This is a genomic window from Acinetobacter sp. YH12108 (genome assembly GCF_013419055.1).
Classification (GTDB): Bacteria; Pseudomonadota; Gammaproteobacteria; order Pseudomonadales; family Moraxellaceae; genus Acinetobacter.
Genome location: NZ_VPAW01000001.1, coordinates 214,317 through 238,029, shown reverse-complemented (window position 1 = coordinate 238,029; position 23,713 = coordinate 214,317). Strand labels below are relative to the sequence as shown.

General features: G+C 43.6%; 22 protein-coding genes and 1 riboswitch. Of the genes, 10 read left to right on the top strand and 12 right to left on the bottom strand.

The window, feature by feature from the left end; all coding sequences use genetic code 11:
* Window positions 1-16: 16 nt before the first annotated feature.
* A complete protein-coding gene (locus FTU46_RS01240) occupies window positions 17-829 on the bottom strand; it encodes a DsbC family protein (protein ID WP_034703409.1) in 813 nt (270 codons plus the stop codon).
* Between the two features lie 100 nt (window positions 830-929).
* Window positions 930-1,847, bottom strand: coding sequence for a site-specific tyrosine recombinase XerD (gene xerD / locus FTU46_RS01235; protein ID WP_159124366.1), 918 nt, complete (start codon window positions 1,845-1,847; stop codon window positions 930-932).
* A gap of 176 nt (window positions 1,848-2,023) precedes the next feature.
* On the opposite strand from xerD, the gene FTU46_RS01230 reads away from it, so the two are divergent.
* The 5 genes from FTU46_RS01230 to ftsW all read left to right on the top strand — a co-directional run bounded on the left by FTU46_RS01230 (window position 2,024) and on the right by ftsW (window position 7,388).
* Window positions 2,024-2,284 carry a FeoA family protein gene (locus tag FTU46_RS01230; RefSeq protein WP_004787267.1) on the top strand — a complete coding sequence of 87 codons (261 nt, stop codon included), beginning with the start codon at window positions 2,024-2,026 and terminating at the stop codon, window positions 2,282-2,284.
* Window positions 2,281-4,137 (top strand): ferrous iron transporter B, encoded by a 1,857-nt coding sequence (locus FTU46_RS01225; protein ID WP_004787264.1) that lies wholly within the window; start codon window positions 2,281-2,283, stop codon window positions 4,135-4,137. Before FTU46_RS01230 ends, FTU46_RS01225 begins: the two co-directional genes overlap by 4 nt.
* 57 nt (window positions 4,138-4,194) lie before the next feature.
* Window positions 4,195-4,446, top strand: coding sequence for a DUF6587 family protein (locus FTU46_RS01220; protein ID WP_180031560.1), 252 nt, complete (start codon window positions 4,195-4,197; stop codon window positions 4,444-4,446).
* Between the two features lie 378 nt (window positions 4,447-4,824).
* The gene (gene murD, locus FTU46_RS01215) at window positions 4,825-6,171 is read left to right on the top strand and encodes a UDP-N-acetylmuramoyl-L-alanine--D-glutamate ligase (protein ID WP_180104182.1); all 1,347 of its coding nucleotides are present in this window, start codon (window positions 4,825-4,827) and stop codon (window positions 6,169-6,171) included.
* Between the two features lie 20 nt (window positions 6,172-6,191).
* Window positions 6,192-7,388, top strand: a complete 1,197-nt coding sequence (gene ftsW / locus FTU46_RS01210) for a putative lipid II flippase FtsW (protein ID WP_004787257.1) — start codon at window positions 6,192-6,194, stop codon at window positions 7,386-7,388.
* On the opposite strand, the gene FTU46_RS01205 is transcribed toward ftsW, so the two are convergent.
* From FTU46_RS01205 to FTU46_RS01175, 7 genes are all read right to left on the bottom strand, one after another.
* Window positions 7,377-7,637, bottom strand: coding sequence for a zinc-ribbon domain-containing protein (locus FTU46_RS01205; RefSeq protein WP_004787255.1), 261 nt, complete (start codon window positions 7,635-7,637; stop codon window positions 7,377-7,379). The genes ftsW and FTU46_RS01205 overlap by 12 nt on opposite strands.
* 56 nt (window positions 7,638-7,693) lie before the next feature.
* Entirely contained in the window at window positions 7,694-8,614 is a 921-nt protein-coding gene (gluQRS, locus tag FTU46_RS01200) for a tRNA glutamyl-Q(34) synthetase GluQRS (RefSeq protein ID WP_257224573.1), read from the bottom strand.
* A 2-nt stretch (window positions 8,615-8,616) separates the two neighbouring features.
* Window positions 8,617-9,144: an RNA polymerase-binding protein DksA gene (dksA, locus tag FTU46_RS01195; protein ID WP_004787252.1), complete on the bottom strand. Its 528-nt coding sequence runs from the start codon at window positions 9,142-9,144 to the stop codon at window positions 8,617-8,619.
* Window positions 9,145-9,353: 209 nt separating this feature from the next.
* Complete coding sequence (gene cpdA, locus FTU46_RS01190) at window positions 9,354-10,166, bottom strand: 3',5'-cyclic-AMP phosphodiesterase (protein WP_159124361.1); 813 nt, start codon at window positions 10,164-10,166, stop codon at window positions 9,354-9,356.
* Window positions 10,163-10,798 (bottom strand): NUDIX domain-containing protein, encoded by a 636-nt coding sequence (locus tag FTU46_RS01185; RefSeq protein ID WP_179992202.1) that lies wholly within the window; start codon window positions 10,796-10,798, stop codon window positions 10,163-10,165. Before FTU46_RS01185 ends, cpdA begins: the two co-directional genes overlap by 4 nt.
* Before the next feature lie 79 nt (window positions 10,799-10,877).
* Window positions 10,878-12,773 (bottom strand): phosphomethylpyrimidine synthase ThiC, encoded by a 1,896-nt coding sequence (gene thiC / locus FTU46_RS01180; RefSeq protein ID WP_180104181.1) that lies wholly within the window; start codon window positions 12,771-12,773, stop codon window positions 10,878-10,880.
* An 88-nt stretch (window positions 12,774-12,861) separates the two neighbouring features.
* Window positions 12,862-12,990: riboswitch (TPP riboswitch) on the bottom strand.
* A gap of 96 nt (window positions 12,991-13,086) precedes the next feature.
* A complete protein-coding gene (locus FTU46_RS01175) occupies window positions 13,087-14,124 on the bottom strand; it encodes a hypothetical protein (protein ID WP_179992200.1) in 1,038 nt (345 codons plus the stop codon).
* Between the two features lie 281 nt (window positions 14,125-14,405).
* Between FTU46_RS01175 and FTU46_RS01170 the strand changes: the two genes are divergently transcribed.
* The 4 genes from FTU46_RS01170 (at window position 14,406) to FTU46_RS01155 (ending at window position 19,263) form a co-directional block, all read left to right on the top strand.
* Complete coding sequence (locus tag FTU46_RS01170; protein ID WP_180104180.1) at window positions 14,406-15,755, top strand: TolC family outer membrane protein; 1,350 nt, start codon at window positions 14,406-14,408, stop codon at window positions 15,753-15,755.
* 98 nt (window positions 15,756-15,853) lie between these two features.
* Window positions 15,854-16,573 carry a phosphate signaling complex protein PhoU gene (phoU, locus tag FTU46_RS01165; RefSeq protein ID WP_180015027.1) on the top strand — a complete coding sequence of 240 codons (720 nt, stop codon included), beginning with the start codon at window positions 15,854-15,856 and terminating at the stop codon, window positions 16,571-16,573.
* 402 nt (window positions 16,574-16,975) lie between these two features.
* Window positions 16,976-18,313 carry a glycosyltransferase family 2 protein gene (locus tag FTU46_RS01160; RefSeq protein ID WP_257224572.1) on the top strand — a complete coding sequence of 446 codons (1,338 nt, stop codon included), beginning with the start codon at window positions 16,976-16,978 and terminating at the stop codon, window positions 18,311-18,313.
* A complete protein-coding gene (locus FTU46_RS01155; RefSeq protein WP_180104179.1) occupies window positions 18,310-19,263 on the top strand; it encodes a hypothetical protein in 954 nt (317 codons plus the stop codon). The genes FTU46_RS01160 and FTU46_RS01155 overlap by 4 nt, the downstream gene beginning before the upstream one ends.
* A gap of 75 nt (window positions 19,264-19,338) precedes the next feature.
* Here the strand turns inward: FTU46_RS01155 and FTU46_RS01150 are convergent, their stop codons facing one another.
* Complete coding sequence (locus tag FTU46_RS01150) at window positions 19,339-21,141, bottom strand: ABC transporter ATP-binding protein (RefSeq protein ID WP_180015031.1); 1,803 nt, start codon at window positions 21,139-21,141, stop codon at window positions 19,339-19,341.
* 160 nt (window positions 21,142-21,301) lie between these two features.
* Between FTU46_RS01150 and FTU46_RS01145 the strand changes: the two genes are divergently transcribed.
* Window positions 21,302-21,922, top strand: coding sequence for an alpha-ketoglutarate-dependent dioxygenase AlkB (locus FTU46_RS01145; RefSeq protein ID WP_180104178.1), 621 nt, complete (start codon window positions 21,302-21,304; stop codon window positions 21,920-21,922).
* Between the two features lie 233 nt (window positions 21,923-22,155).
* On the opposite strand, the gene ruvX is transcribed toward FTU46_RS01145, so the two are convergent.
* Window positions 22,156-22,599 (bottom strand): Holliday junction resolvase RuvX, encoded by a 444-nt coding sequence (ruvX, locus tag FTU46_RS01140; RefSeq protein ID WP_034705889.1) that lies wholly within the window; start codon window positions 22,597-22,599, stop codon window positions 22,156-22,158.
* Window positions 22,592-23,146, bottom strand: coding sequence for a YqgE/AlgH family protein (locus FTU46_RS01135; RefSeq protein ID WP_180104177.1), 555 nt, complete (start codon window positions 23,144-23,146; stop codon window positions 22,592-22,594). The genes ruvX and FTU46_RS01135 overlap by 8 nt, the downstream gene beginning before the upstream one ends.
* Window positions 23,147-23,713: the final 567 nt, after the last annotated feature.

Sequence of the window (23,713 nt, the reverse complement as noted above, 5' to 3'; positions counted from 1 at the left end):
AACTAATTAAAATGAGTTATTTAAGTCGATCCAATAATTCTGATGTGCTCATATAGCCACCGAGATAAAGTCCTTCAGAACTGTATACACCCGGCGTACCATTGACACCAATATTAAGACCCATTTGATATTGATCTTTCACAGGATTTTTACAAGTGGTAGGGGTGATAGATCCACCGGCAATGGCCTGATCGAAGGCTGCGCGACGATCGGAATTACACCAAATGGCTTCCATAGCAGGCATATGCTGCTCGCCACGTGGCCAAGCAATATAGCGTACTTCGATGCCTTTGCTGTTCATTTCATCCATCTGTTCATGGAATTTGTGACAATACGGACAGCTGACATCGGTAAAGACATAGATCACATGCTTGGTTTTGCCTTTGGCTGGATAAATCAGCAGGTCTTCCGCTTTAAGGTTTGCAAAGATTTTCTTGTTGACGTCAGATTGCAAAGTTTCACTGACATTGTGCAGCTCTTTATCTCCAAGGCGAATGACATCGCCCTGAATCAGATATTTACCGTCATTTGTCACATAGACGGGTGCCATACCTTCCAGGCTGACCCAAGACATGTTGGGTACTTCAGTGGTTTTAATGCCGGTGATTTTTGCGTTAATCCCCGCTTTTTTGAAATGACCTTCGAGCGTTGAAATCAGGCGTTGCTGTGCATTACGTTCGCTAAGGTTAGAGGCTTCACCCGTCGCCGGTGCACTTGCTGTAAGCGTATCTTGCTTTTTATCTGAATTATTGGAATTGGAACATGCGCTCAGTCCCAGACCGGTAGCAAGCAGACAAGCGATAAAAATTTTGGTGCGGGCAAATGTCATAATAACCCTTTTTTTTCTTGGACTAAAAACAGAGCATTAGCATAGCAAAAAAAGATAGAGCTACGTCAAACTTCTCAGTTTATTCTATTCAAATCAGCTCTTAAGCCCGTGGATGATGGGTTGCATGCAGTTGCTGCATTCTAACTTGTGCCACATGGGTATAGATCTGTGTGGTGGATAAATCACTATGACCTAGCAACATTTGTACTACCCGTAAGTCAGCGCCATGATTAAGTAAATGCGTGGCGAAGGCATGGCGCAAAGTATGTGGAGACAGTTCAGCCTGAATTCCGGCTTGTAGTGCGTAGCGTTTAATGGCATACCAGAAATTCTGCCGGCTCATGATCCCACCATGCTGGGTGAGAAACAGATAATCAGTCGCTGTCTTATACAATTGCGGACGTGCTTCCTGTAAATATTTTTCTACCCATTCACAGGCCATCTGTCCCATCGGCACTAGACGTTCTTTATTGCCTTTACCGACAATACGCAAATAGCCCTGTTTTAAATTAATCAGATCCAGACGCAGATTAATCAGTTCCGTCACCCGTAAACCACAGGCATAGAGGACTTCAAACATGGCACGATCACGTAAACCAAGGGCAGTATTAATATCAGGTGCATGAATCAGCGCTTCGACATCAGCTTCAGACAGGTCTTTGGGCAGGGCACGGCCCAGTTTTGGTGTTTTATGGGCAGCGACCGGATTGTCACTCCGCAGTTTTTGTTCCCGCAGGAATTTATAAAAAGAACGTAAGGCGGACAAACATCGTGCAATTGAACGTGGACTTTTTTGCTGTTTGGTTAGTTCAATCAGCACATCGGAAATATCATCATGGTTCCATTCTGGTAAAGGTTTAACCAGACATTCAGCACACTGGATCAGATCAGACAAATAGGCATTTCGGGTATGAGGGCTCACTGTCTGGGCAATCAGATAATCACGAAAACCCTGTAAGTAACTGAAAGCTTCAGGAATCTGAACTGGACTAGGAATGCGAGGTTTTTTATTCAGCATGATGTTTAATGAAGATAATTTTTAAAAGCGAGAAGCCTGATTGCTCATCTCCACTCTAGTTTAATTTTACTGACATGTCGATGTGCTATACAGCCAAGAAGAAATGTAATTAATACTTATTTGTTAATTATTCTCATTTGTTTGTATACTGTACAAAAGTCTTAGGAATTTTCACGGTGCGTTTGTCTGATTTGAAAGCAAAACAAACTGCCATCATTCGAAAAGTTAATCGAACTACTGATGGTAAAGGCGCTTCCCACGATGTTGTGGCCAGTCGCTTGGAAACTTTAGGTTTTGTACCAGGGACTCAGGTACAAGTCATTACCAAAGGTATTTTTGGTGGGGATCCGATTCTTATTCAGGTGGGGTTTACGCGTTTTGCTTTACGAAAATCGGAAGCGGCCAAGATTGAAATTGAACAGGGAGCCGCGGCATGAGTGATACCTTACGTATTGCCCTTGTCGGTAACCCAAACTGCGGTAAAACTTCTTTATTTAACCATTTAACCGGATCTCGTCAAAAAGTCGGCAACTATGCCGGGGTTACGGTTGAGCGTAAAGTCGGGAATTTTACACTTCCTTCAGGCAAACCGGTACGCGTACTGGATCTGCCAGGAACTTATAGTCTGGATGCGACCAGCCCGGACGAAGAAATTACCCGTAATGTGGTTCAGGGTAAAATTGCAGAAGAAGGCCAGCAGGATACTTTCCTGTGCGTTGTAGATGCAACCAACCTGAAACTGCATCTGGGACTGGTACTGGAAATGATTCAGCTGGGTCGTCCAATGCTGGTGGTGCTGAACATGATGGATGAAGCACGCCGTCGCGGGATGCAGATTAATACTCAGAAACTGTCTGAACGTCTGGGTGTACCTGTGGTTGAAACGGTAGCTGTGCGTACTTCAGGCATTGAAAACCTGAAAAATGCACTGGATAAAAACAAGTTTTCTGCTCCGCAAACTGAACTCAGCGGTTTGAGTGGCGATCACCATCATCAGATTGCCAGTATTCTGAAAGATGTGGTGAATTATGCCGATCAGGAAGATAAACGTACTGATTTCCTGGACAAGATATTCCTGCATCCAGTATTAGGCCTGCTTAGCTTAGCCATTATGATGTTTGTGGTGTTTCAGGCGGTCTTTGCCTGGGCTGCGCCCTTCATGGACGGGATCGAAACTTTCTTCGGCTGGTTGGGCGAGTACATGGGTGGACTGATCGCTCACCCTTTATTAAACAGCTTGGTGGTTGACGGGATTATTGCCGGCGCGGGTGGAGTAGTGGTCTTCCTGCCGCAGATTCTGATTCTGTTCTTCTTTATTCTAGTACTAGAAGAGTCCGGCTATTTACCACGTGCTGCTTTCCTGCTGGATAAATTGATGTTTAAGGCAGGTCTTTCGGGCCGTGCTTTCATCCCTCTATTGTCCAGCTTTGCCTGTGCCGTGCCGGGAATTATGGCTTCACGGACGATTAGTGATCCACGTGATCGTCTGACCACGATATTTGTGGCACCACTGATGACCTGTTCGGCACGTCTACCAGTATATGCTTTGCTGATTGCAGCCTTCATTCCTGAGCAAACCGTGTGGGGCTTCATGAACCTACAAGGTCTGGTGTTATTTGGTCTGTATATGGCCGGTATCCTGAGTGCTTTGATTGTTTCCTTTATTCTGAAATTTTTCCATAAGGACAAGTCTCAGCACATGCTGTTGATGGAGCTGCCAAGTTACCGTTTCCCGGATGTGAAAAACGTCTGGATTGGCCTATTGGATCGCGGCAAAATTTTCTTGAAGCGTGTCGGCGGCATCATCTTTGCATTATCTATTCTGCTATGGTTCCTGTGTACGTTCCCGCAGCCACCAGAAGGTGCAACTTTACCGGATATCGATTATTCCTTTGCCGGGATGCTGGGCCATGTGATGCAACCTATTTTTGCACCATTGGGCTTTAACTGGCAGATCTGTATTGCACTGATTCCGGCGATGGCAGCGCGTGAAGTTGTCGTGGCAGCATTGGGTACGGTTTATGCCTTGTCTGCAGTCGATGAAGATGCCATGTCTGAGGGTCTGGCGGCACTGATTAGTGGCGGCGGTGATCTGGGCTGGTCGATCGCGACCGGCTTGTCTCTACTGGTATGGTTTATCTATGCGCCGCATTGTCTGGCGACCTTAGCTACTGTGAAGCGTGAAACCGGTTCATGGAAAACGGTCAGCTTTATGACCTTCTACCTGTTTGGTTTGGCATATTTCATGTCATTCCTGACTTATCAAATTGCATCACATTATTTGGGTTAAACTGGCTGAAGGGAAACCTTGGCTAGATCTGACTGATCATGTGAATGGGAGATTGAGATGATTGAAATTCTGATTGTAGCGGTACTGGTTGTCTGGAGTGCGCTCGTGGTATTTAAAAAGGTATTTCCGAATACTTCACGCTCAGTCTTCCAGAAGTTGTCTGATGCCTGTGCAGCCAAGGACTGGCATACGCTGGCGAAATGGTTAAAACCGGCTATGGCCAGTGGCTGTGGTGGTAATTGCGCTTGTCCGGCATCGGAGCAAAGCTCAAGTACAAAACCTAAAGCTCAGGCAGTGAAATGGAAGTAAACTTTCATTCTGTTTGAGAATAAAAACTGAACATGCAAATGAGTGAGGGAGTCTAGAAATAAGCTCCCTAATTTTTTATTTTTTAAAAACTTATTGATTTATCTGGGAGAAAAGAATCCACTATTTTTTTATATATGGATGGAAGCGTTGTCTGATTTTCCCTTCAAGTTATGGATAGCATGGTCTTAACTTTTATTACAATGATGACGCCAATAAAAGTTTATTAATTATTAAACCGATTAAAGATGAAGATTTAACGATATTTTTTTACGCCCTGACACAAAAAATGCCAGAGAAAGTCAAAACAGAAAAAGCATTCAAAACAGCAAAGTGCTACCATTTCGTCAGTTTTAAAATAGACCAGAAAATGGGGCGAAAATGTTAATACAACGTGGTGGATTAAAAGTCGTTGCAGGACTCGGGATTTCAGGTGTTGCAGCGGTCAACTTCTTACATGACCAGGGCTACCGCGTTGCAGTAACGGACTCAAGAGCCACCCCTCCGGGACATGACCAGATTCCTGCGGAAGTACAGACCAGTTTTGGCAAGTTTGACCAGAATCTGTTGCTCTCTGCTGAAGAAATTATCATCAGCCCGGGACTCGATCCGAAACTGCCTGAGATTCAAGCAGCACTGGCTCAAAGTATTCCCGTGGTAAGTGAAATCCAGATTTTACGTCGTGCGACGGATAAGCCGATTGTGGCGATTACCGGTTCCAATGCCAAAAGTACCGTAACAACTTTAATCGGTTTGATGGCAGCGAATGCGGGTAAAAAAGTGGCGGTTGGGGGGAATCTTGGTCGTCCAGCACTGGATCTGACCAAAGATGATCCTGAACTGTATATTTTGGAGTTGTCGAGCTTCCAGTTAGAAACGACCTCAAACTTGCAGGCTGAAGTGGCTGTTGTTCTGAATATGAGTGAAGACCATCTGGATCGTCATGGAGACATGATGGGTTATCACACCGCCAAACACCGTATTTTCCAAGGTGTGAAAAAAGTGGTGTTTAACCGTGATGATTCACTGACCCGTCCACTGGTTCCAGATGCAACACCGATGCAGAGCTTTGGTTTGAATGCACCGGACATCAACCAATACGGTATTCTCAAAGATACGGATGGCACGATCTGGCTGGCCCGTGGCCGTGAACGTCTGCTCAAAAGTTCCGACATGTACATTCAAGGCACCCATAATGTGGCGAATGCTTTGGCTTGCTTAGCTTTGGGTGAAGCAATTGGCCTGCCAATGGACGTTATGCTGGATACGTTAAAAACCTTCAAAGGTTTGGAACATCGCTGCGAATTTGTTAAAGAAGTCAATGGGGTACGTTATTATAATGACTCCAAAGGAACCAATATTGGTGCAACACTGGCAGCACTTGATGGCTTGGGCATGGCAATCGAAGCTCAAGGTGGTAAAGTTGCCATTATTCTTGGCGGTCAGGGTAAAGGTCAGGACTTTACTGCTTTACGTGACTCATTATCTAAGTATGCAAAAATAGCTGTATTGATTGGCGTGGACTGCCCAATTATTGAAAAAGCCATTGCGGGTACAACTGAGCTGGTGCATGCAGAAAGCCTGCAGGAAGCAGTAGAAATTTGTCAGAAGCGCACTCAGGCACATGATGTCGTGTTATTGTCTCCTGCATGTGCAAGTTTTGACATGTTCTCCGGTTATCCGGAACGTGGTCGCAAGTTTGTGGCCTATGTGAATGAACTCAATTAAGAATAACAAGGATTCGTGATATGGCTGAGTTTGCTCAGACTGCGATCAATAAAATTAATCAATTTTATCAGCAGTGGGTACCTAAGTTACCCGCTGAAGTTAATCCGCGTAATGTGCTGATTTTTTGTGTGCTGGCTTTGCTGTGCATCGGTTCGATCATGGTGGCATCGGCTTCGATGCCTTATGCGGAACGGATGCATGAGAATGCTTTCCATTATGTGACCCGACATGCGATCTCGATTCTGGTTGCGGCGGGTGCAGCCTTTTTAGCCTATAAAGTTCCATTAAAAGTCTGGTTCAATAACACTTTCTTTTTATGGATTATTACCATTGTTTTGCTGGTCGCCGTACTCTTTGTCGGGACTGAAGTAAACGGCTCCAAGCGCTGGATTCGGGTAGCCGGTTTTACCTTGCAGGCTTCCGAAGTCGCTAAGGTCATGATGGCGATTTTTACCGCTGACTACGTCGTGCGTCGTGCTGAAGAGGTTCGTAATAATATCAAGGGCTTGGTACGTTTAAGTGCCATCATGGGTGCAACTGTTGGCCTGATTATTCTTGAGCCTGACTTGGGTGCAACGGTGGTAATTACCTTGACCATGCTCGGTGTATTCTTCCTGGCAGGTGCTCCCTGGATTCAGTTCGGTGTCGCTTTTATTACTTTATTGGGTGCGTTTGCTGCCGCAATTGCTCTGGAACCTTATCGTTTACAACGTTTATTGTCTTTCTCGAATCCTTGGGAAGATCCGCTCGGTACCGGTTATCAGCTTTCTAATGCCTTGATGGCGTTTGGTCGTGGTGAATGGACCGGAGTAGGGCTAGGCCATAGTATCCAGAAAATGTCATATCTGCCGGAAGCGCATACTGACTTTATGTTGGCGATCTTAGGGGAAGAATTTGGTTTCTTGGGTATTTCTACCATTCTGATTCTGTCCTTTACCGTGATGGTCTGCTGCATCCGGATTGGGCATCGTGCCTTGCAGCATCAGTACTTGCGTGCAGGTTATCTGGCTTATGGGATCAGTATCATTTTCCTGTTACAGATTCTGGTAAACGCCGGGATGAATATGGGGCTATTGCCAACCAAAGGTTTGACCCTGCCATTTATTAGTTATGGCGGTTCATCACTAATTGTCTGTGCAGTGATGATCAGTTTGATTCTGAAAATTGATTCAACGACCCAGCAGGTCAATCCAAGCCGGGAAGAATCAAGCTTCTAGATTAGACGGACGCTGTGGATCAGGCTGAGCATGGTCAAGTACTGTGCTCGGCATGACAGTTCCACAATTCAGGCAACGCACAAAAGCACTTTTCGCCTTGGAAAGTGGAACCAGCGGAATAAAAAATAAAGAAAAATAATTACGCTGCTGTTTTAGTTCATACCCAGAACGGGTTCGGCAGACTGGACAAAGAAACTGGCTTTTCTCAATGACCTTGGTTTTCGGTCCTATACCAAAAATAAAAAACATTTTTATGATCCTCACTCGCCTTTGTTATTGCTTTTAGCTTAAGTGAAAACCCGTTTTTATAAATAGTGACCTTGTAGCTTAGTTGTATGCGGGATTCGGGAGATGTCCCATTGTGCGACGGCTTGTTTGAGCATACGAGCAGGACGATCCAGTTCTACTGGCACCTGACATAGGGCTTGAAGTGCTTGTTGCAAGAGCAGGGGAGCCTGATCAAGATCCAGTGCTTGCGCCAAGTTTTGTTTGGACAGTTTCTGGCCCTGATCATTCATTGCCAGTGGTAAATGCATATAGCTTAAACGCGGATAACCCAACAATTGACCCAGATAAATCTGACGTTCGGTATTATCTAAAAGATCTGCACCACGCACCACATGGGTCATGCCTTGCAGATAGTCATCGACTACGACTGCCAACTGATAATTTATAATGCCATCACGACGTTTCAGTACAAAGTCACCCAAGTCTTTTTTCAGCTGTGAACAGTGTTGACCTTGCAGGCGATCTTCAAAACAGATTTCAACATCTTCAACTTTGACCCGAATCGCCTGATGTTCAAAAGGCAGACCGAGGTCACGGCAAGTATCCTGATAAATATGATTGGAGCCCAGCATTTTGCGGGTACATTGACAGGCATAGACCAGACCCTGCTGACGCAATTGCTGAATGACATTTTCGTAAATATCCAGACGATCTTTCTGATAAATGATTTCGCCATCTGGCTCGAATTCAAAAGCATCCAAGGCACGCAAAATATGTTCTTCGCTGCCGGGATAAATTCGCGGGATGTCTGTATCTTCAATACGGACTAGCCAGCGCCCCTGATGGGCTTTGGCATCGCAGTAACTAGCGACTGCGGTAATGAGGGAACCAAAATGCAAAGGGCCGGTTGGCGATGGCGCGAACCGGCCCACGTAATTCTCTTCAGCTTTCCCTCCCTTTGATAAAAGGAGGGTCAGGGAGGGATTACTTAAAGACATGCTTAACCGTTATTTTGCTTCTCTTTGATCTCTGCCAAAGTCTTGCAGTCGATACATAAAGTTGCAGTTGGACGTGCTTCCAGACGACGCAGACCAATTTCGATACCACAAGTTTCACAGAAACCGTAGTCATCGTTTTTAATCGCTTCGATAGATTGCTCGATTTTGCGGATCAGTTTACGTTCACGGTCACGAGTACGAAGTTCGATGGCAAATTCTTCTTCCTGAGTCGCACGGTCGTTTACATCAGGGAGTGCAGTGTTTTCGTCTTGCATCGTATTTAAAGTACGATCAACTTCTGACATCAGTTCAGCTTTCCATGCCATCAAGATTTGGCGGAAGTGTTCAAGCTGCCCTTCAGACATGTATTCTTCATTTTTTTTAGGTTGATAAGGTTCAATACCAAATAAGCTAGCAGTAGAACCACCCTCAGTCGTTTTCGGCTTAGATTTGCGCACACGTTTTGTAGGTTTTTCCTCTACAACATCAGTTTGTTCGTCTAAGACTTGATTTTGGTTGTCATTCGCCATTTAGGGCATTCCTCATCATATGCGTATGTTAATACGCAAAAAATATGGTGATATGCAATTTTTATCCACCCTGTAGAAAGATTATCCTCCTACGGGGGTCGTCATCATATAGACTTTTTATGCTTTTTGATAGTCTTTGATGTCTGGATTATAGATATCACATTTCCTTTGGTTGCAATAAAGTAATTCAAAAAAAATAAAATGCAAAGTTAATAACCTGAAATTTCGGTATTAATATTTTGCTGGCTTAAGGTCACACGTTCGATATGTGTATCGAACTCCCCATTTTGTTTCAAATGTAATACACGATAGCCAGGTGCCGCCTGGTCTAGCGCGAATTCATCACTCTTGGGTTTGAACTGTACGCTGGTCGATGGCGTCGATAAAAACTGGATACCGTGCCATTCATTGCAGGAATCCTGATGCACATGACCAAACAGAACCAGCTTCACATTCTGGTGCCGGGCCAGTACATCTTTTAGATCTTCGGCATTCTTTAGCCGGTGCTGGTCAATCCAGTGCGACTTCATCGCAAAAGGATGATGATGGCAAGCCACAACCACATGCTGATTACGATATTCAAGCAATAATTGGTCTAGCTGTTCCAGTTGAGCCTGCTCTACCCAACCATCTATCCGATCCTGGACTGCACTATTTAGTAAAATCAGGGTCCAGTTGCCAAAATGAATCGCATGAGCCTGATCTCGATCCTGATAAAAAGGAAAGACCTTGATGTCATCATGATTGCCCGGAATCTGGTAATAGGGCACCTGGCAAGACTGGATATATTTTAAATAACGTGTATAGGTTTCTGCGATCGGCACCTGTGCCAGATCACCGGTATGTACGAGTGCATCCATTTCTGGAAAATTGTGCTGAATATGCTGCATGACTTCATGGAAGCTCTGCTCGGGATTCATATTCGCGAATTCCAGATTGGGCTGATCCATCAAATGGGTGTCAGAAATCTGGATAATGGTCCATTCTTGTGTCGATGCAGGATTGAATTTTTCCGATGTCATGTCTGCCCCCTTAAACCTGACGGGACAGCCTGTTGATGCTGTTGTAGCCATTGTAAGGCCATAATCACAGGTGCATTTCTAAGGCGACCATTACTCAGCAAGGTCGGAATATCGGCATAATCCAGAATGTGCAGCTGGATATTTTCCCCTTCATCCGGCATACCAAAAATACCGCCTTTTTCAGGCAGTTCAGTCTGGGCGACATAAAGATGAAACAGTTCCGAGCAGGCACCGGCAGAAGGGTAGAAACTGAAAAGATGCTGTAAGGAATCAACAGTGCAGCCTGACTCTTCGAAAGCTTCGCGGCGAATACAGGTCTCAGGCGTTTCATCGCCATCCAGTACACCGGCAATGACTTCTAGTTGCCATGGCGTATCCTGATCATCCAGTCCGCCAATACGGAACTGTTCAATCAAGCCGAATTTTTGCTGTTGATCGTTATACAGCAGTACCCCAGCGGCTTCAGGACGATGGATGAGCTCACGCTGCAATGCAGGTGTATAAGATTCCTGATGGAAGACACGATGACTTAACGTGACTTTTTCCACCTGAATAAATCCCCGATATAAAAACTCACGGGCCTCTATCCTAAAATCTTTTTTATTATAAGAGGCTTGTTTAATAATATTCATAACTCAGAAAAGGATGAAATAACTTATTTTTTTCATCCTATCTGAGATTTTTATGAAAACAACTGTTTTTTTTACGGTTTTACACCTTGTGGTACAATTTTTGACCAGAGCTGTGGAAATCGTTTTTCATCTGGTTGAGGCCGGCTTCAATCTCTGCCTGCGTTACAGCCGGGGTTTCATCAGCAGATAACTGGCTGGCATAATCCCGCACATTCTGGGTGATTTTCATTGAACAGAACTTTGGTCCGCACATTGAGCAGAAGTGAGCCGATTTATGTGCCGCTTTGGGCATGGTTTCATCATGCATGCTGCGTGCTGTGTCCGGATCTAGACTCAAGTTAAACTGATCTTCCCAACGGAATTCAAAGCGGGCTTTGGACAGGGCATTGTCACGCGCTTGTGCTCCCGGATGACCTTTGGCCAAGTCGGCAGCATGTGCGGCAATCTTGTAGGTAATGATGCCGTCTTTCACATCTTTCTTGTTCGGCAAGCCTAAATGTTCTTTCGGTGTCACATAGCAAAGCATTGCCGTACCGTACCAGCCAATCATCGCGGCACCAATCGCCGAAGTAATGTGGTCATAACCCGGTGCGATATCTGTGGTTAACGGCCCAAGGGTATAGAAAGGGGCTTCCTTACAGACTTCCAGTTGTAGGTCCATATTTTCCTTAATCATATGCATCGGTACATGGCCAGGACCTTCGATCATCACCTGTACATCATGTTCCCAGGCACGATGCGTTAGTTCACCTAAAGTCCGTAGCTCGGCAAATTGCGCTTCGTCATTGGCATCCTGAATACAGCCCGGACGTAAGCCATCCCCAAGGCTGAAAGACACATCATAGGCTTTCATGATTTCGCAAATTTCATCGAAATGGGTATAAAGGAAGTTTTCCTGATGATGTGCCAGACACCATTGTGCCATGATCGAACCCCCACGTGACACAATACCAGTCAGACGATTCGCGGTCAGTGGTACATAACGCAATAACACACCCGCATGAATCGTAAAGTAATCCACGCCCTGTTCAGCCTGTTCAATCAGGGTATCTTTAAAAATTTCCCAAGTCAGGTCTTCGGCTACACCGTTGACTTTTTCCAGTGCCTGATAAATTGGCACGGTACCAATTGGCACTGGTGAGTTGCGAATAATCCATTCACGGGTTTCATGGATGTTTTGACCAGTCGATAGATCCATAATGGTGTCGGCACCCCAGCGGGTTGCCCAGGTCATTTTTGAAACTTCTTCTTCAATGGATGAACCCAGTGCCGAGTTACCGATGTTGGCATTAATCTTGACCAGGAAATTGCGACCAATAATCATTGGTTCCAGTTCAGGGTGATTGATATTGGCAGGAATAATGGCACGGCCTGCAGCGACTTCCTGACGGACAAATTCAGGGGTGATTTCCTGTAAATTTTTGGCACCAAAATTCTGTCCCGGATGCTGACGCATATCGGTACCTTCCAGCTGACGCAAGTTTTCCCGAATCGCGATATATTCCATTTCCGGCGTAATAATGCCCTGTTTGGCATAGTGCATCTGGGTCACATTCTGGCCAAATTTAGCCCGGCGTGGTTTCTGAATATGGGCAAAGCGGATATTGGCAGTACGGATATCACGCAGACGTTGGCGACCAAACTCAGAACTTAAATCATCCAGCATTTCTGTGTCATTACGTTGTTCAATCCAGCCTTCACGCAGATTTGGTAGGCCTTTATTCAGATCAATTTCAACATTTGGATCGGTATAAACCCCTGAAGTGTCATAGACCATCAACGGTGCATTATATTCACCGCCCAGACCAGTCGGAGTTTCGCTGAGAGAAATTTCTCGCATGGGCACCTGAATATCAGGACGTGAGCCTTGCAGATAGACTTTACGCGAAGCAGGCAGAATGCGGGTCAGATCACGCGCTTCCTGTTCGTGTGGAGTAAGGGGAGTTTCAGAAGAAAGATTCGTTAACTGGCTCATTGCAATGATCCTTATGAATGACATCAACGAATCAAGCACGACCAAAAACGTGGACAGAATTATCTGAGTAGATAAAACAAGGGTAGTCGTTTTTAGATGGCTTGATTCCTACGCAGGTATTAACCTGATCAGGTTCAACGGTACTCACTATCAAATGGCCGAAAAGGCTGATTTAAGTGATCTCAGCGAGTTATTACTCGCGCTCCGTCAAGCGAGGCTAAATCTTAGCTTAGTTGGTATTTAAAAAGTAGCTTTAAATTGGGAGGAGTTGCTGATTTTCGGCTATCTCATCGATTTTTAAGAAAAGATTGTTTTAAAGACAGATCGCATCCTTAAAGCAGTCTTTACCATAGTTCTGTGAGGGTGGGGTGACTTGAGCATAATATAAAATCTGTTCAGTGCTGGAACGGTCACGATATTCCGCAGCTAAGGCACGCTGACGCTGTTCAGGATTCATGTCCAGAAACTCTAAAAATAATTGCGCCTGTGTCGATAACTTGGATTTCTGACCACGCGCTAGACCAATAATAGTTTCCAGATGGCTGGTTTCTACTGAATAACGGTCACGATAATCCTCAGAGATTGGCGATTGCTCGCTGCCTCTGAACAGGAAATAAGTATATTGTTTCAGCAGATATTCGGCATCGCGCTGATAGCTACTTTTCGGATAAGTTTGCAGATAATCTTCCCAGAATAAAGCGCGAGCGGCAATATTGGCAGCTTCAAGCTGTAAGCGTTTTTCGACCAAGACCGGTTCCATATTCTGCTCAGCCAGATTTTCAATAAATACCTTTTCGGCAGCTGGTAAATACGGCGCAAAGATACGTACCAGATATTCCGGGCTACGACGATATTGCAACGTGCCATTGCCCTGATCTAAGAGTTCTACATAGGCCTGACCTTTATGCTTCAATAAATACTGGTCGCGTGTGGTCAACTGTTCAAAGTGGCTTTGCTGAATAGTAGGATGCTGAGCCATATCTAAGGCATATTGCTCGAAAGCACGCTGCTGAAATTCGGTACGTTCCACATGCAGGAAGCGTTGATACATTTCTGTGGAACGCTGCATCAGGTGTTTCTGCTCGGCCAGTTCCATGAGCGGCAGACACACTTTAAGGTCCTGATTAATCTGTTCCAGTGCAAAAGTGGTGCGCTGTTCATTAATCTGGGACATGTTTTTTTCAATATTTTCACACATGAGGGTGAAATCGTTCGCGGGAGATTGAACGGTTTTAACCTCGGCCTGTTCCATTTCAACTTGCGGTTCTGAGGATTGCTGGCATCCGCCTACGAAAAGCAAGCTACTGAAAACAAAACAAACTTTGAATATCGAATGAATTCGCGTTAACACTATGCTTCAGGACTCTATATAGATGAAATCAGAAATAACTGCCTTACTGGGAGCTATATTGTATAGATCTAATTCAAGTTCTATGTGTAGTATTGTGAATGGCTTTGTTAAGCTAGGATGCAGGAAGGGGAAAATAGGAGGAATATTGAATAAAATCGTGGATCTATAAGAGAAAATTAATAAAAGTCATACGTAAAAAATCAAAAGAAATCTTTAGTATTGCTGGGTTTAAAGCGCCTTAATCTGATGATTGAAATGGCTGTAGGGGTGAAAACTATAAAATGAAATTAAAACTCATCGTCAGTGCCTGTTTATTGGGTGTCAGTCCGACACTGTTTGCGCTGGATCTGCTTGAAGCTTATCAGCGTGCCCAGCAGAATGATCCGAACTGGCAGGCGAATCTGTTGCAATACCAGTCGGACCAGCTCAATCTGGGCATTGCCAGCGGAAATTTATTGCCGACTGTGACTTTATCTGGAAATGTAACCCGTAAAAACCAGTCTGCTGATAATTCATCGATAGAAGGTTTGCCTGCCGAATTTGGGGAACTACAAGGTTCGAGTACGACCACGCGTCAGATTGCAGTCACTGCACGTCAGCCTTTATTCCGCTGGGATGCCTGGCAGGGTTATAAGCAGGTCAAAACCTCGGTAGAACTCAGTGAAGTTAATTTACGTCTGCAAAAGCAGCAGCATATTTTGCAGGTGGCAGAAGCCTATTTTAATGTTTTACGTCAGCAGTCTTTAACCACAGCTTATTTACAGGAAGAGCAGGCTTTATCAGAACAGTTAAGGATGATGAATGCCAAACTTCGAGAAGGGCTCGTGGCGAGAAGTGATGTCAGTGAAGCCAATGCCCAATATCAGAGTGCGCAAGCTAACCGGATTTCTACACAGGTGCAGTTGGTTCTAGCTCAGGAACAGTTGGCTCAATTGATTGGACCTTATCAGGAAAATCTGGCGGTTCTGCGTGAGGATTTCCAGTTCCAGAAACCTGTTCCAAGTAATATCGGTTCCTGGACCGAACTGGCACAAAACCAGAATCTGGAAATTTTGCAGGCACGTTTGCAGAAACGCTATTCTGAAGATGCCAAACGGGTGGAGCAGGCTGCTCTCTATCCTCAGGTTGAAGCCGTTGGAACCTATGGCTATTTGAAGCAGACCCCTGAAACAGTGTTATCAACCAATGGGGATTTTGACCAGATTGGTGTCGAAGTTAACTGGAACCTGTTTACCGGGGGCCGAACCCAAAAAAGTATTCGTCAGGCCAGCGTAAATGTGCAGCGAAGTGAAGCCCAACTGGATGCTGCCATTCGCAAAGCCAACACCGATGTCAAACAGTCTTATCTGCAGGTAGAAACGGATGAGGCCAAACTCAATGCACGTAAAGCAGCGATGCAATCTTCAGATATTGTGTCTCAAGCTTCCAGAGCTCAATATCAGGAAGGTTTAAAAACCATGGTGGATGTATTGCTGGCGCAGCGTAATGCCTTCTCTGCTAAGACTGACTATCTGAATGCTAAATATGATTATTTGCTGCATGTATTGCAATTACAGGCTTCAGTAGGACAATTGACAGAAAAGGAACTGGCAGAGATGAATGCCTGGCTCATTGAATATGACCGTTCTTAAAGACGACTAATGAGTTGTCATCAAACTTTCATGATGGTCATGCTTTAATGACATTTCATGATGTGTTCTTGCCTTTTCCTGTTCTGGAGTAGATTTCCTTGAGTCCCAATAATCCTGTGCTCAGTCATCATATTTCTTCGCAATTCAATGAAGAATTGCAGGATGTAAATACCAAGTTCATGACCATGGGTGGCATGGTAGAACAGCAGGTAGCCAATGCCATTCATGCGCTGCTGGATACAGATGCTGCAATGGCGGTTGAGGTGCAGTTTCAGGACAACACCGTGAACCGCCTGGAAGGTGAAATTGATGAGGCGCTCACCCTGATTTTGGCTCGCCGTCATCCTGCTGCTATTGATCTGCGCATGGTGCTTGCCATGTCCAAGGCCAATACCGATCTGGAACGGATTGGAGATGAAGCATCGAAAATTGCCCGTATTGCCCAGACTTTGTGTGAAGAGGGTGGTTCACCACGCGGTTATATGGAAACCCGACATATTGGTAATCAGGTTCGAGTGATGATTCATGATGCATTGGATGCCTTTGCTCGTCTGGATGTAGACCAAGCGCTGCGCGTAATGCAGGCCGATGCTGACATTGACCGGGAATATCAGTCCGCTACCCGTACCTTAATGACTTATATGATTGAAGATCCGCGGCATATTAGTCGAGTGATCAATGTACTTTGGGTACTACGCTCACTGGAACGCATTGGAGACCATGCACGTAATATTTCGGAACAGGTTATTTATATGGTCAAGGGCCTGGATGTACGGCATAGCAGTGTTGAAGAAATTGAACAAAAATTTCAGCGTTAAGCAAACCTAAATAATGATAAAAAGCCTGCATTGTGCAGGCTTTTTTTATTTCAAAAATATATTCTTGATATTGTGAAAGCTAGACAGGATAGGCGTTCCCTAATATTACTATGAGAAAAACCACATAAATAACAATTACTAATAATCGTTATAAATTTAATTAAAATAAATGTGAACTATTTATCAAAAAACATACAAAAGTTGTATATAATTTAGCAAAATGCGGGTTGATTTATGAAAATGGAATTATTTTCAGAAAGTGAAAAGATTTTTTCATGTGCTCATCAAACCAATAGATAAGAAAGAAAAACGAAGCTCTTTTGTTATCAGTCACATACTTCTGGTCTAAACCTAACCCTGCATTAATTTACTCAGTGAAATTATATATTTAAGAGAAAATTCATGATCATTGATGAAAGTCAAAGAGAAGCTTCCCGAATTTATTTTTCTGTGCAGTTAAAGTTTATGATCGCGTTAATGGGTGCGTGTTTTTGGACCGTATTTTCCATCTGGATTGCTCAGGACTGGTTGCATGATTTGAGCACTTATGTTGGTTACTTTTGGGCTATTTTTCTGATTTATGGTATTGCCATTATTCCAGGATTTATGAACTCATTTGCGGCATTAAGCCTGATGATGGACAGACGCCCTAAACGCCAGCCATTAGCAGTTTATCCAGGGATTACCATGTTGGTGGCTGCTTACAATGAAGCCGCGTCAATTGAAGACACTTTGGTCAGTATTAACCAGCAAAAATATCCGGGAAAATTACAGGTTATTGTGATTAATGATGGCTCTCAGGATGAAACCGCAGAGATTGTTCGCAAAGCAGAATCAAGATTTCCCTGGCTGACTTTACTAGATTTAAAGCAAAATGCAGGGAAGGCGCATGCCTTAAATGAAGGCCTGAAACTTGCCGAACATGATCTGGTGATTACCGTCGATGCGGATTCTTATCTCCATCGTATTGCTCTGATTAATATTGTTGAGCGCTATGTGGCAGATCCTCCAAATACACGTGCGGTTGCAGGTAAAATTCTGGTACGTAATTCGCGTACCAATCTGCTGACCAAAACTCAGGAATGGGATTATTTTCTGGGTATCTCGGCAACCAAACGCCTGCAATCTCTTTATCAGGGAACTCTGGTAGCGCAAGGTGCTTTCTCTATTTATGACCGTAATGCCCTGATTGAAGTCGGCGGCTGGCCTGAATGTGTAGGTGAAGATATTGTACTGACCTGGGCCTTGTTAAATGCAGGTTATCGGATTGGCCATTGTGAGGATGCCTGCCTGTTTACCAATGCACCGACGACGCTTAAAGTGTTTGTTAAACAGCGTCAGCGTTGGGCTCGTGGCATGATTGAGGCATTCATTAAACATCCTAGTATTTTAATCAAGCCAAGACTCTCTACATTTTTTATTTACTGGAACCTGTTTTTCCCGTGGCTGGATATTGCCTTTACCTTTGGCTTTATTCCGGGAATCATTCTGGCATGTTTCGGACATTACTGGATTGTCGGGATCATGACTTTGGTGTTATTGCCAATGGCATTCCTGTTGGGCTTTTTAAATTATTCGATTGAACGCAGAATGTTTAATGACCTGGAGCTTAAGGTTCGCAAAAACTTCAGTGGCTTTTTATTGTACGTATTGGCCTATAGCTTCCTGCTTCAACCTGCCAGTATTTTAGGCTATATGGATGAAGTGTTGAGAACACGAAAAACCTGGGGAACAAAATGAACACTATGAAAATCAGATATGTATGTGTTCCTCTGCTCATGAGTTTGAGTACTGCCAGCCTGGCCAATGGATTAAATGAAGATCAGACATCAAGTGAACGAGCGGCTGGAACGGAATTCTTTTTAAGTGACGATAGTGAAGGCTTCCAGACTCGTAAATTATCAGCGGAATTCTTGCCCGAATATGAAGATGCCGATCATTATCTGGGTGTACGTGGCAGTGCCTATCAATATAGGACAGATGACTGGAAACGCGATGGTCAGAAAGTCTCATTTATTGGGCGTGATATTGAGTCCGCTACAGCCAATGGCTGGAACTTGGAAGCAGGGTTGTTTGAGCAAGGTGATCATACTTTATTAACCTTTGATGGCAGTTACCGTACCGCACTTGCAAAAAAGACAGCAGTAGAACTTTTTGCCAATCGTGACTGGGTCGAAACCCAGCCTGCACTTGATGCTGGAACGAACTTTACTTTTGTCGGTGCTGCACTGGATCAGGGTTTAGGTGAACATGTCACTCTCGTGGGTTTAGCAGGAACACAGTTTTTCTCGGATGATAACCGCCGTGATCATGGCCGCCTTAGACTGATTTATCAGCCTTCACTGGATCTGGGTCTAACGCTTCAGGCTCGTTATCGTATGTATCGCAGCAGTGAAGAAGATGTGGGTAGAGAGTACTTCAACCCAGAAGATTATCAAGAATCGATGCTCGCTCTTGGCTGGCGTCAGCGTTTTGCTGGCTGGTCTGCAGGCTTAACGGCAGGCTTTGGCCGAGAAAAAATCAATCAGGATCCGAGCCAGTCTACCCGGCTATTTGAGCTTAATGTACAAAGTCCTGTTCGTGGCTCGCAATTTCTGCGGATGAATGCCGGATATAACCGCAGTGCTTCTTTCTATGGTCCGAATTACGATTATCGTTATATCAGGGGTGAATGGATTATGCGGTTTTAATACTGGACGATGAATCTTGATTTTAAGCGGTCTTTAAAGACCGCTTTTATTTTTTAGGGATAGTTGAATGAAGAGCTAACTATGCGTTTCTTCCTCTGCATCATCTTCAAAAGTCTTGGCAATTTTTTCAATATTCAGGCTCTTGGCCATTGCATCAAAAATTTCCTTATACACGCCGTCCTGATGATAAAGCGCGTCATGTTCACCGTGTTCGGCAATACAACCTTCTTTCATCACATAGGTATAGTCTGCATCAATAATCTGAGACAGGCTATGCGAAATAATAATCACGGTACGGCCTTGCTTGATCTGATCCAGACTCTGTTTAATTTGTTCTGTTGCAATGGCATCTAGGCTTGCCGTTGGTTCATCCAGAAAAATAATCGGCGGGTTTTTCAGGAACATCCGTGCGATGGCAATCCGCTGTTGCTGACCGCCGGACAGTTGCAGGGCATCGGAATCATAACCATCCGGTAGCTGTAAAATCTGTTCATGAATTGAGGCTTTTTGAGCAGCTGCAATCACCTCATCCATACTGGCATTGGTTTTGCCATAACGGATATTGTCAAAAATTGTGCCCTGGAAAATATGATTTTTCTGTAATACTAATCCGATATGATCACGCAGATATTGAGTGTCATAATCTTTTAAGTCGATCCCATCCAGCTTGATCTGGCCTTCCTGTGGTTCATAAAATTTATCGAGCAGACTGATCAAGGTTGATTTACCAGCACCAGATAACCCTACCAGTGCGGTAATGGTATTGGGACGAATCTCCATATTGATATCTTTTAAAGCATGATGCCCATTTGGATAATAAAAATTCACGCCACTTAGCTCAAATCGGCCTTTAACTGGCGGTTTTTGCTGTCCGCTTTGCTCAATTTCAGCATCCGCTTCCAGAATATTAAAGAAGCTTTCTGAATAGATCATGGCATCATTCACTTCATCATAAATCCGGTGCAACGAGCGAATCGGGGCAGAGACGTTATTAAAGAGCAGCACATGGTACATGATCATGCCGATACTCATCTGGCCATCCAGTACAAAATAGGAGGTCAGAATAATAATCAGGACTATGCCGATCTGTTCAATAAAGGTTTTTAAGCCATCAAACAGGAAGCTGGTTTGCCGGGTTTTCATCTGGTTATCGGTCAGTTCACGCTGCAAGCTCAGCTGCTTGTCTGATTCAATTGATTCCCGGTTAAAGGATTTGATGACCGTAATTGAATTGATGATACTGAGAATCCCTTGGCTCTTTTTTTCCCGGCCATCTCTCAGACTACGGCGCCATCCACCAAGTTTTTGTGCCTGTTTATAGGTGAGCCAGAAGTAGATCGGTACAATCGCTGTGGCGACCAGCCCGACATAAAAATTGGCATAGTACATCAATCCGAGCGCGACAATTGCACTGGTAAATAGAGGAAAAATATCAATGAAAAAGATCTGGACCAGTCGGGTGAGGGAGCCAATTCCGCGGTCGATCCGGGTCTGCAATTTTCCGGCCTGATTATTATCCTGATTAAAAAATGCCAGCCGATACTTTAAAAACTTTTCAATAATGCCTTGAGCCAGATCTTGGGAAATAAAAATCCGCAGCTTTTCTCCATAAAACTTCTGCCCAAACTGTACCAGCGCATTCACCACTTCCTTACCGAGTAAAATGGCAGAGATAGTGATCAGGATATGCCAGCCTTCATCTAGCCCTTGTCCTTGTTCCAGCAAAGCATTGATACTGTCGACTGCATATTGCAGGGTCAGTGCATTGACCTGAGCAGTAAAGGAACCGATCAGGGTCAGAATGAGGGTCGCAATCACCAGGAGCCGATAAGGGCTGACAAAGGGACGAAGTTTTAAAAACAGCTGCCATAAATTCATAAGCAATTATTTTTATTGTCAAAGTTGAATTTAGTCTAGGCAGGAATAAAGGTACTCACAAGAGTAAATGTTGTATTTATTTGTGAAATTAGATTGTAATTTCTCTGGATAAGTCTCAATCTTTTCAGCAAGATACTGAAATTTTTAGACTGATTTTAAAATGACTTTGGACCTGTTTGCGTCAGAACCTCAAATGAATTTATTACCCTTTGATGGGGTGGTAGAGGATTATGGCCAGATTTTAAATGAGCAGCAGAGCCAGCAATATTTACAGCATTTTTTAGCTCATCTGGCCTGGCAAGCGGATGAAGTCACTTTATTTGGCAAGCATTATATTACTGGGCGAAAAGTCGTCTGGTATGGCGATGAACACTATCAATATCATTATTCCGGAAGTTCCAAACAAGCCCATATCTGGACACCGGGGCTATTTCGGTTAAAGCAGTATATTGAAAAATTAGTGGGCCATTCCTTTAATTCCTGTCTGGCCAATTTATATGAAGATGGTTCGCAAGGTCTGGGCTGGCATAGTGATGATGAAGCGGCTTTATATCAGGGAACGTCACAGGAAAATGTGATTGCATCCCTCAGTTTGGGGGCAACCCGCAAGATGAGCTTTAAACACAAAACAGAGAATGAAACAGTAGATCTGCTTTTACAAAGTGGTCAGTTGATTGTGATGCGAGGACAGACCCAACACTACTGGAAACATTGTATCCGGAAAACGACTCGGGTTTTAGAACCTAGAATTAACCTGACCTTTCGTTATTTTTTTCCTTAGTTAAATCTCTTCATAAAATAAAAAATATTAGTCCATTCGTATTTAAAGTTCTTTCTCTCAGGGAGAAATTAGGATAAGGGAGTTTCTTTGCTCATTGTTGAATAATTAAAAAATGATTGATGAAGGCACTCTATTGTTTTTAGATTAAAAGTACCCCAATGAACTAAAAAAGAGATTCTTCAATTCAAAAAAAATAGCATCTCGAAAGATGCTATTACTGATATTTAAAAAATTTAAGGTTGCAGTCCAGCCGGATGCCGATACCAGCTTTCAATCAAGAGGGCAGCAGCAATACTATCCGCAGACAATTTTTTGCCACGACCTTGTGCCTGATAATGATCCAGTTCATCCCGTGCTTCACGAGTGGTCAGGCGTTCATCCACCATCAAGGTTTCAATATTGGTCTGATGACGTAAACGGCGGGCAAATTTACGTGCCCGTGTCGACAGTTCAGATTCACTATCATCCATATTCAGTGGCAGTCCCACTAAAAATAAGCCTGGCTGATGGCTTTTTACGATTTTCAGTAACTCATCCCAGTTCGGGATCCCATCTTTCATGGGGAATAAAGGGAGGGGATTGGCACTTTCAATCAGGGATTGGCCGACTGCCATTCCCATTTTCTGTGTACCAAAATCAAACGCCATAATAGTGTTTGGCGCGTTTACATCAGGCATGTCCAATCTCGGAAGATAACCAGGTTCGGTCTACGCCCATTTTTTTATAGGCAGCATCCCAGCGGTCGTTATAAGGTAAGTTAAAAATCAGGTCCATATCGGATTCACAGATCAGCCAGTCACCCCGGGCAATCTCTTCTTCAAGCTGATGTTTGCCCCAGCTCGCATAACCCAAGGCGATCTGATAGCGGCCTACGCCTTCATTATGCGCAATCGCATCCAGAATATCTTTAGATGTGGTAATACAAACATTTTCACCCACAGCAATAGAGGAATGCCAGGTCGGCTGACCGGTATGCAGGACAAAACCAGCCTCTGGTCGCAAAGGTCCACCTTGCAACACTTCATGGGGATTGACATTATCCGCCTCAATATCCAGATCATTCAGCAATTCTTTAATTTGAATGCCAGCAGGGCGGTTAATAATAATCCCTTGAGCGCCATCTTCATCATGACGGGCCAGATAAATGACCGTATGCGCAAAAAAATCGTCATTTGCATGGGGTGGCGCAATCAGACAACGATGAGTCAGATATTGTTTAGTCACCTGAGCGGCTCTCCAAAAGTCTATATCGTTTGTGATCGTGGTAGATGATTTATCAGGGCAAAAGACTGGATTTTCAATTTGCAAATTATCTATTCCTTTATTTACTTATCCCACAAAAATGCACCACTGACAACTTAGCTTTGTAGATACTGAGTATAAAAAAACTACAAATAGGTATTTTTTTTATTTTTTCAATAAATCAATAAAATCAGTTTTATTTTATTGAATGGTAAATTCTAGAGTGCATTTATTATTGACTAAGAATATAAAATAAATTCAATAAGGGATAAGTTTATATATTTTTAATTGTTTAATAATTAAACTAAATAATTAAATAAAAGAAAATATTAAATTTTATATTTAAAGCGGAGTGCTTTATTTTTTATTAATTTTTTATAAGTTATTTTATTAATGAATACATATAATGAGTTAAACTTATATAGCAATAATAGAAAAGATTTTTCATACTTAAAAACAATTATAATTTGTAAATTTCATTCAATATTGTTTAATTTAGGTAAATATAATGTGTTTATTCAGAGTTAAATTTTACACAATATATACATA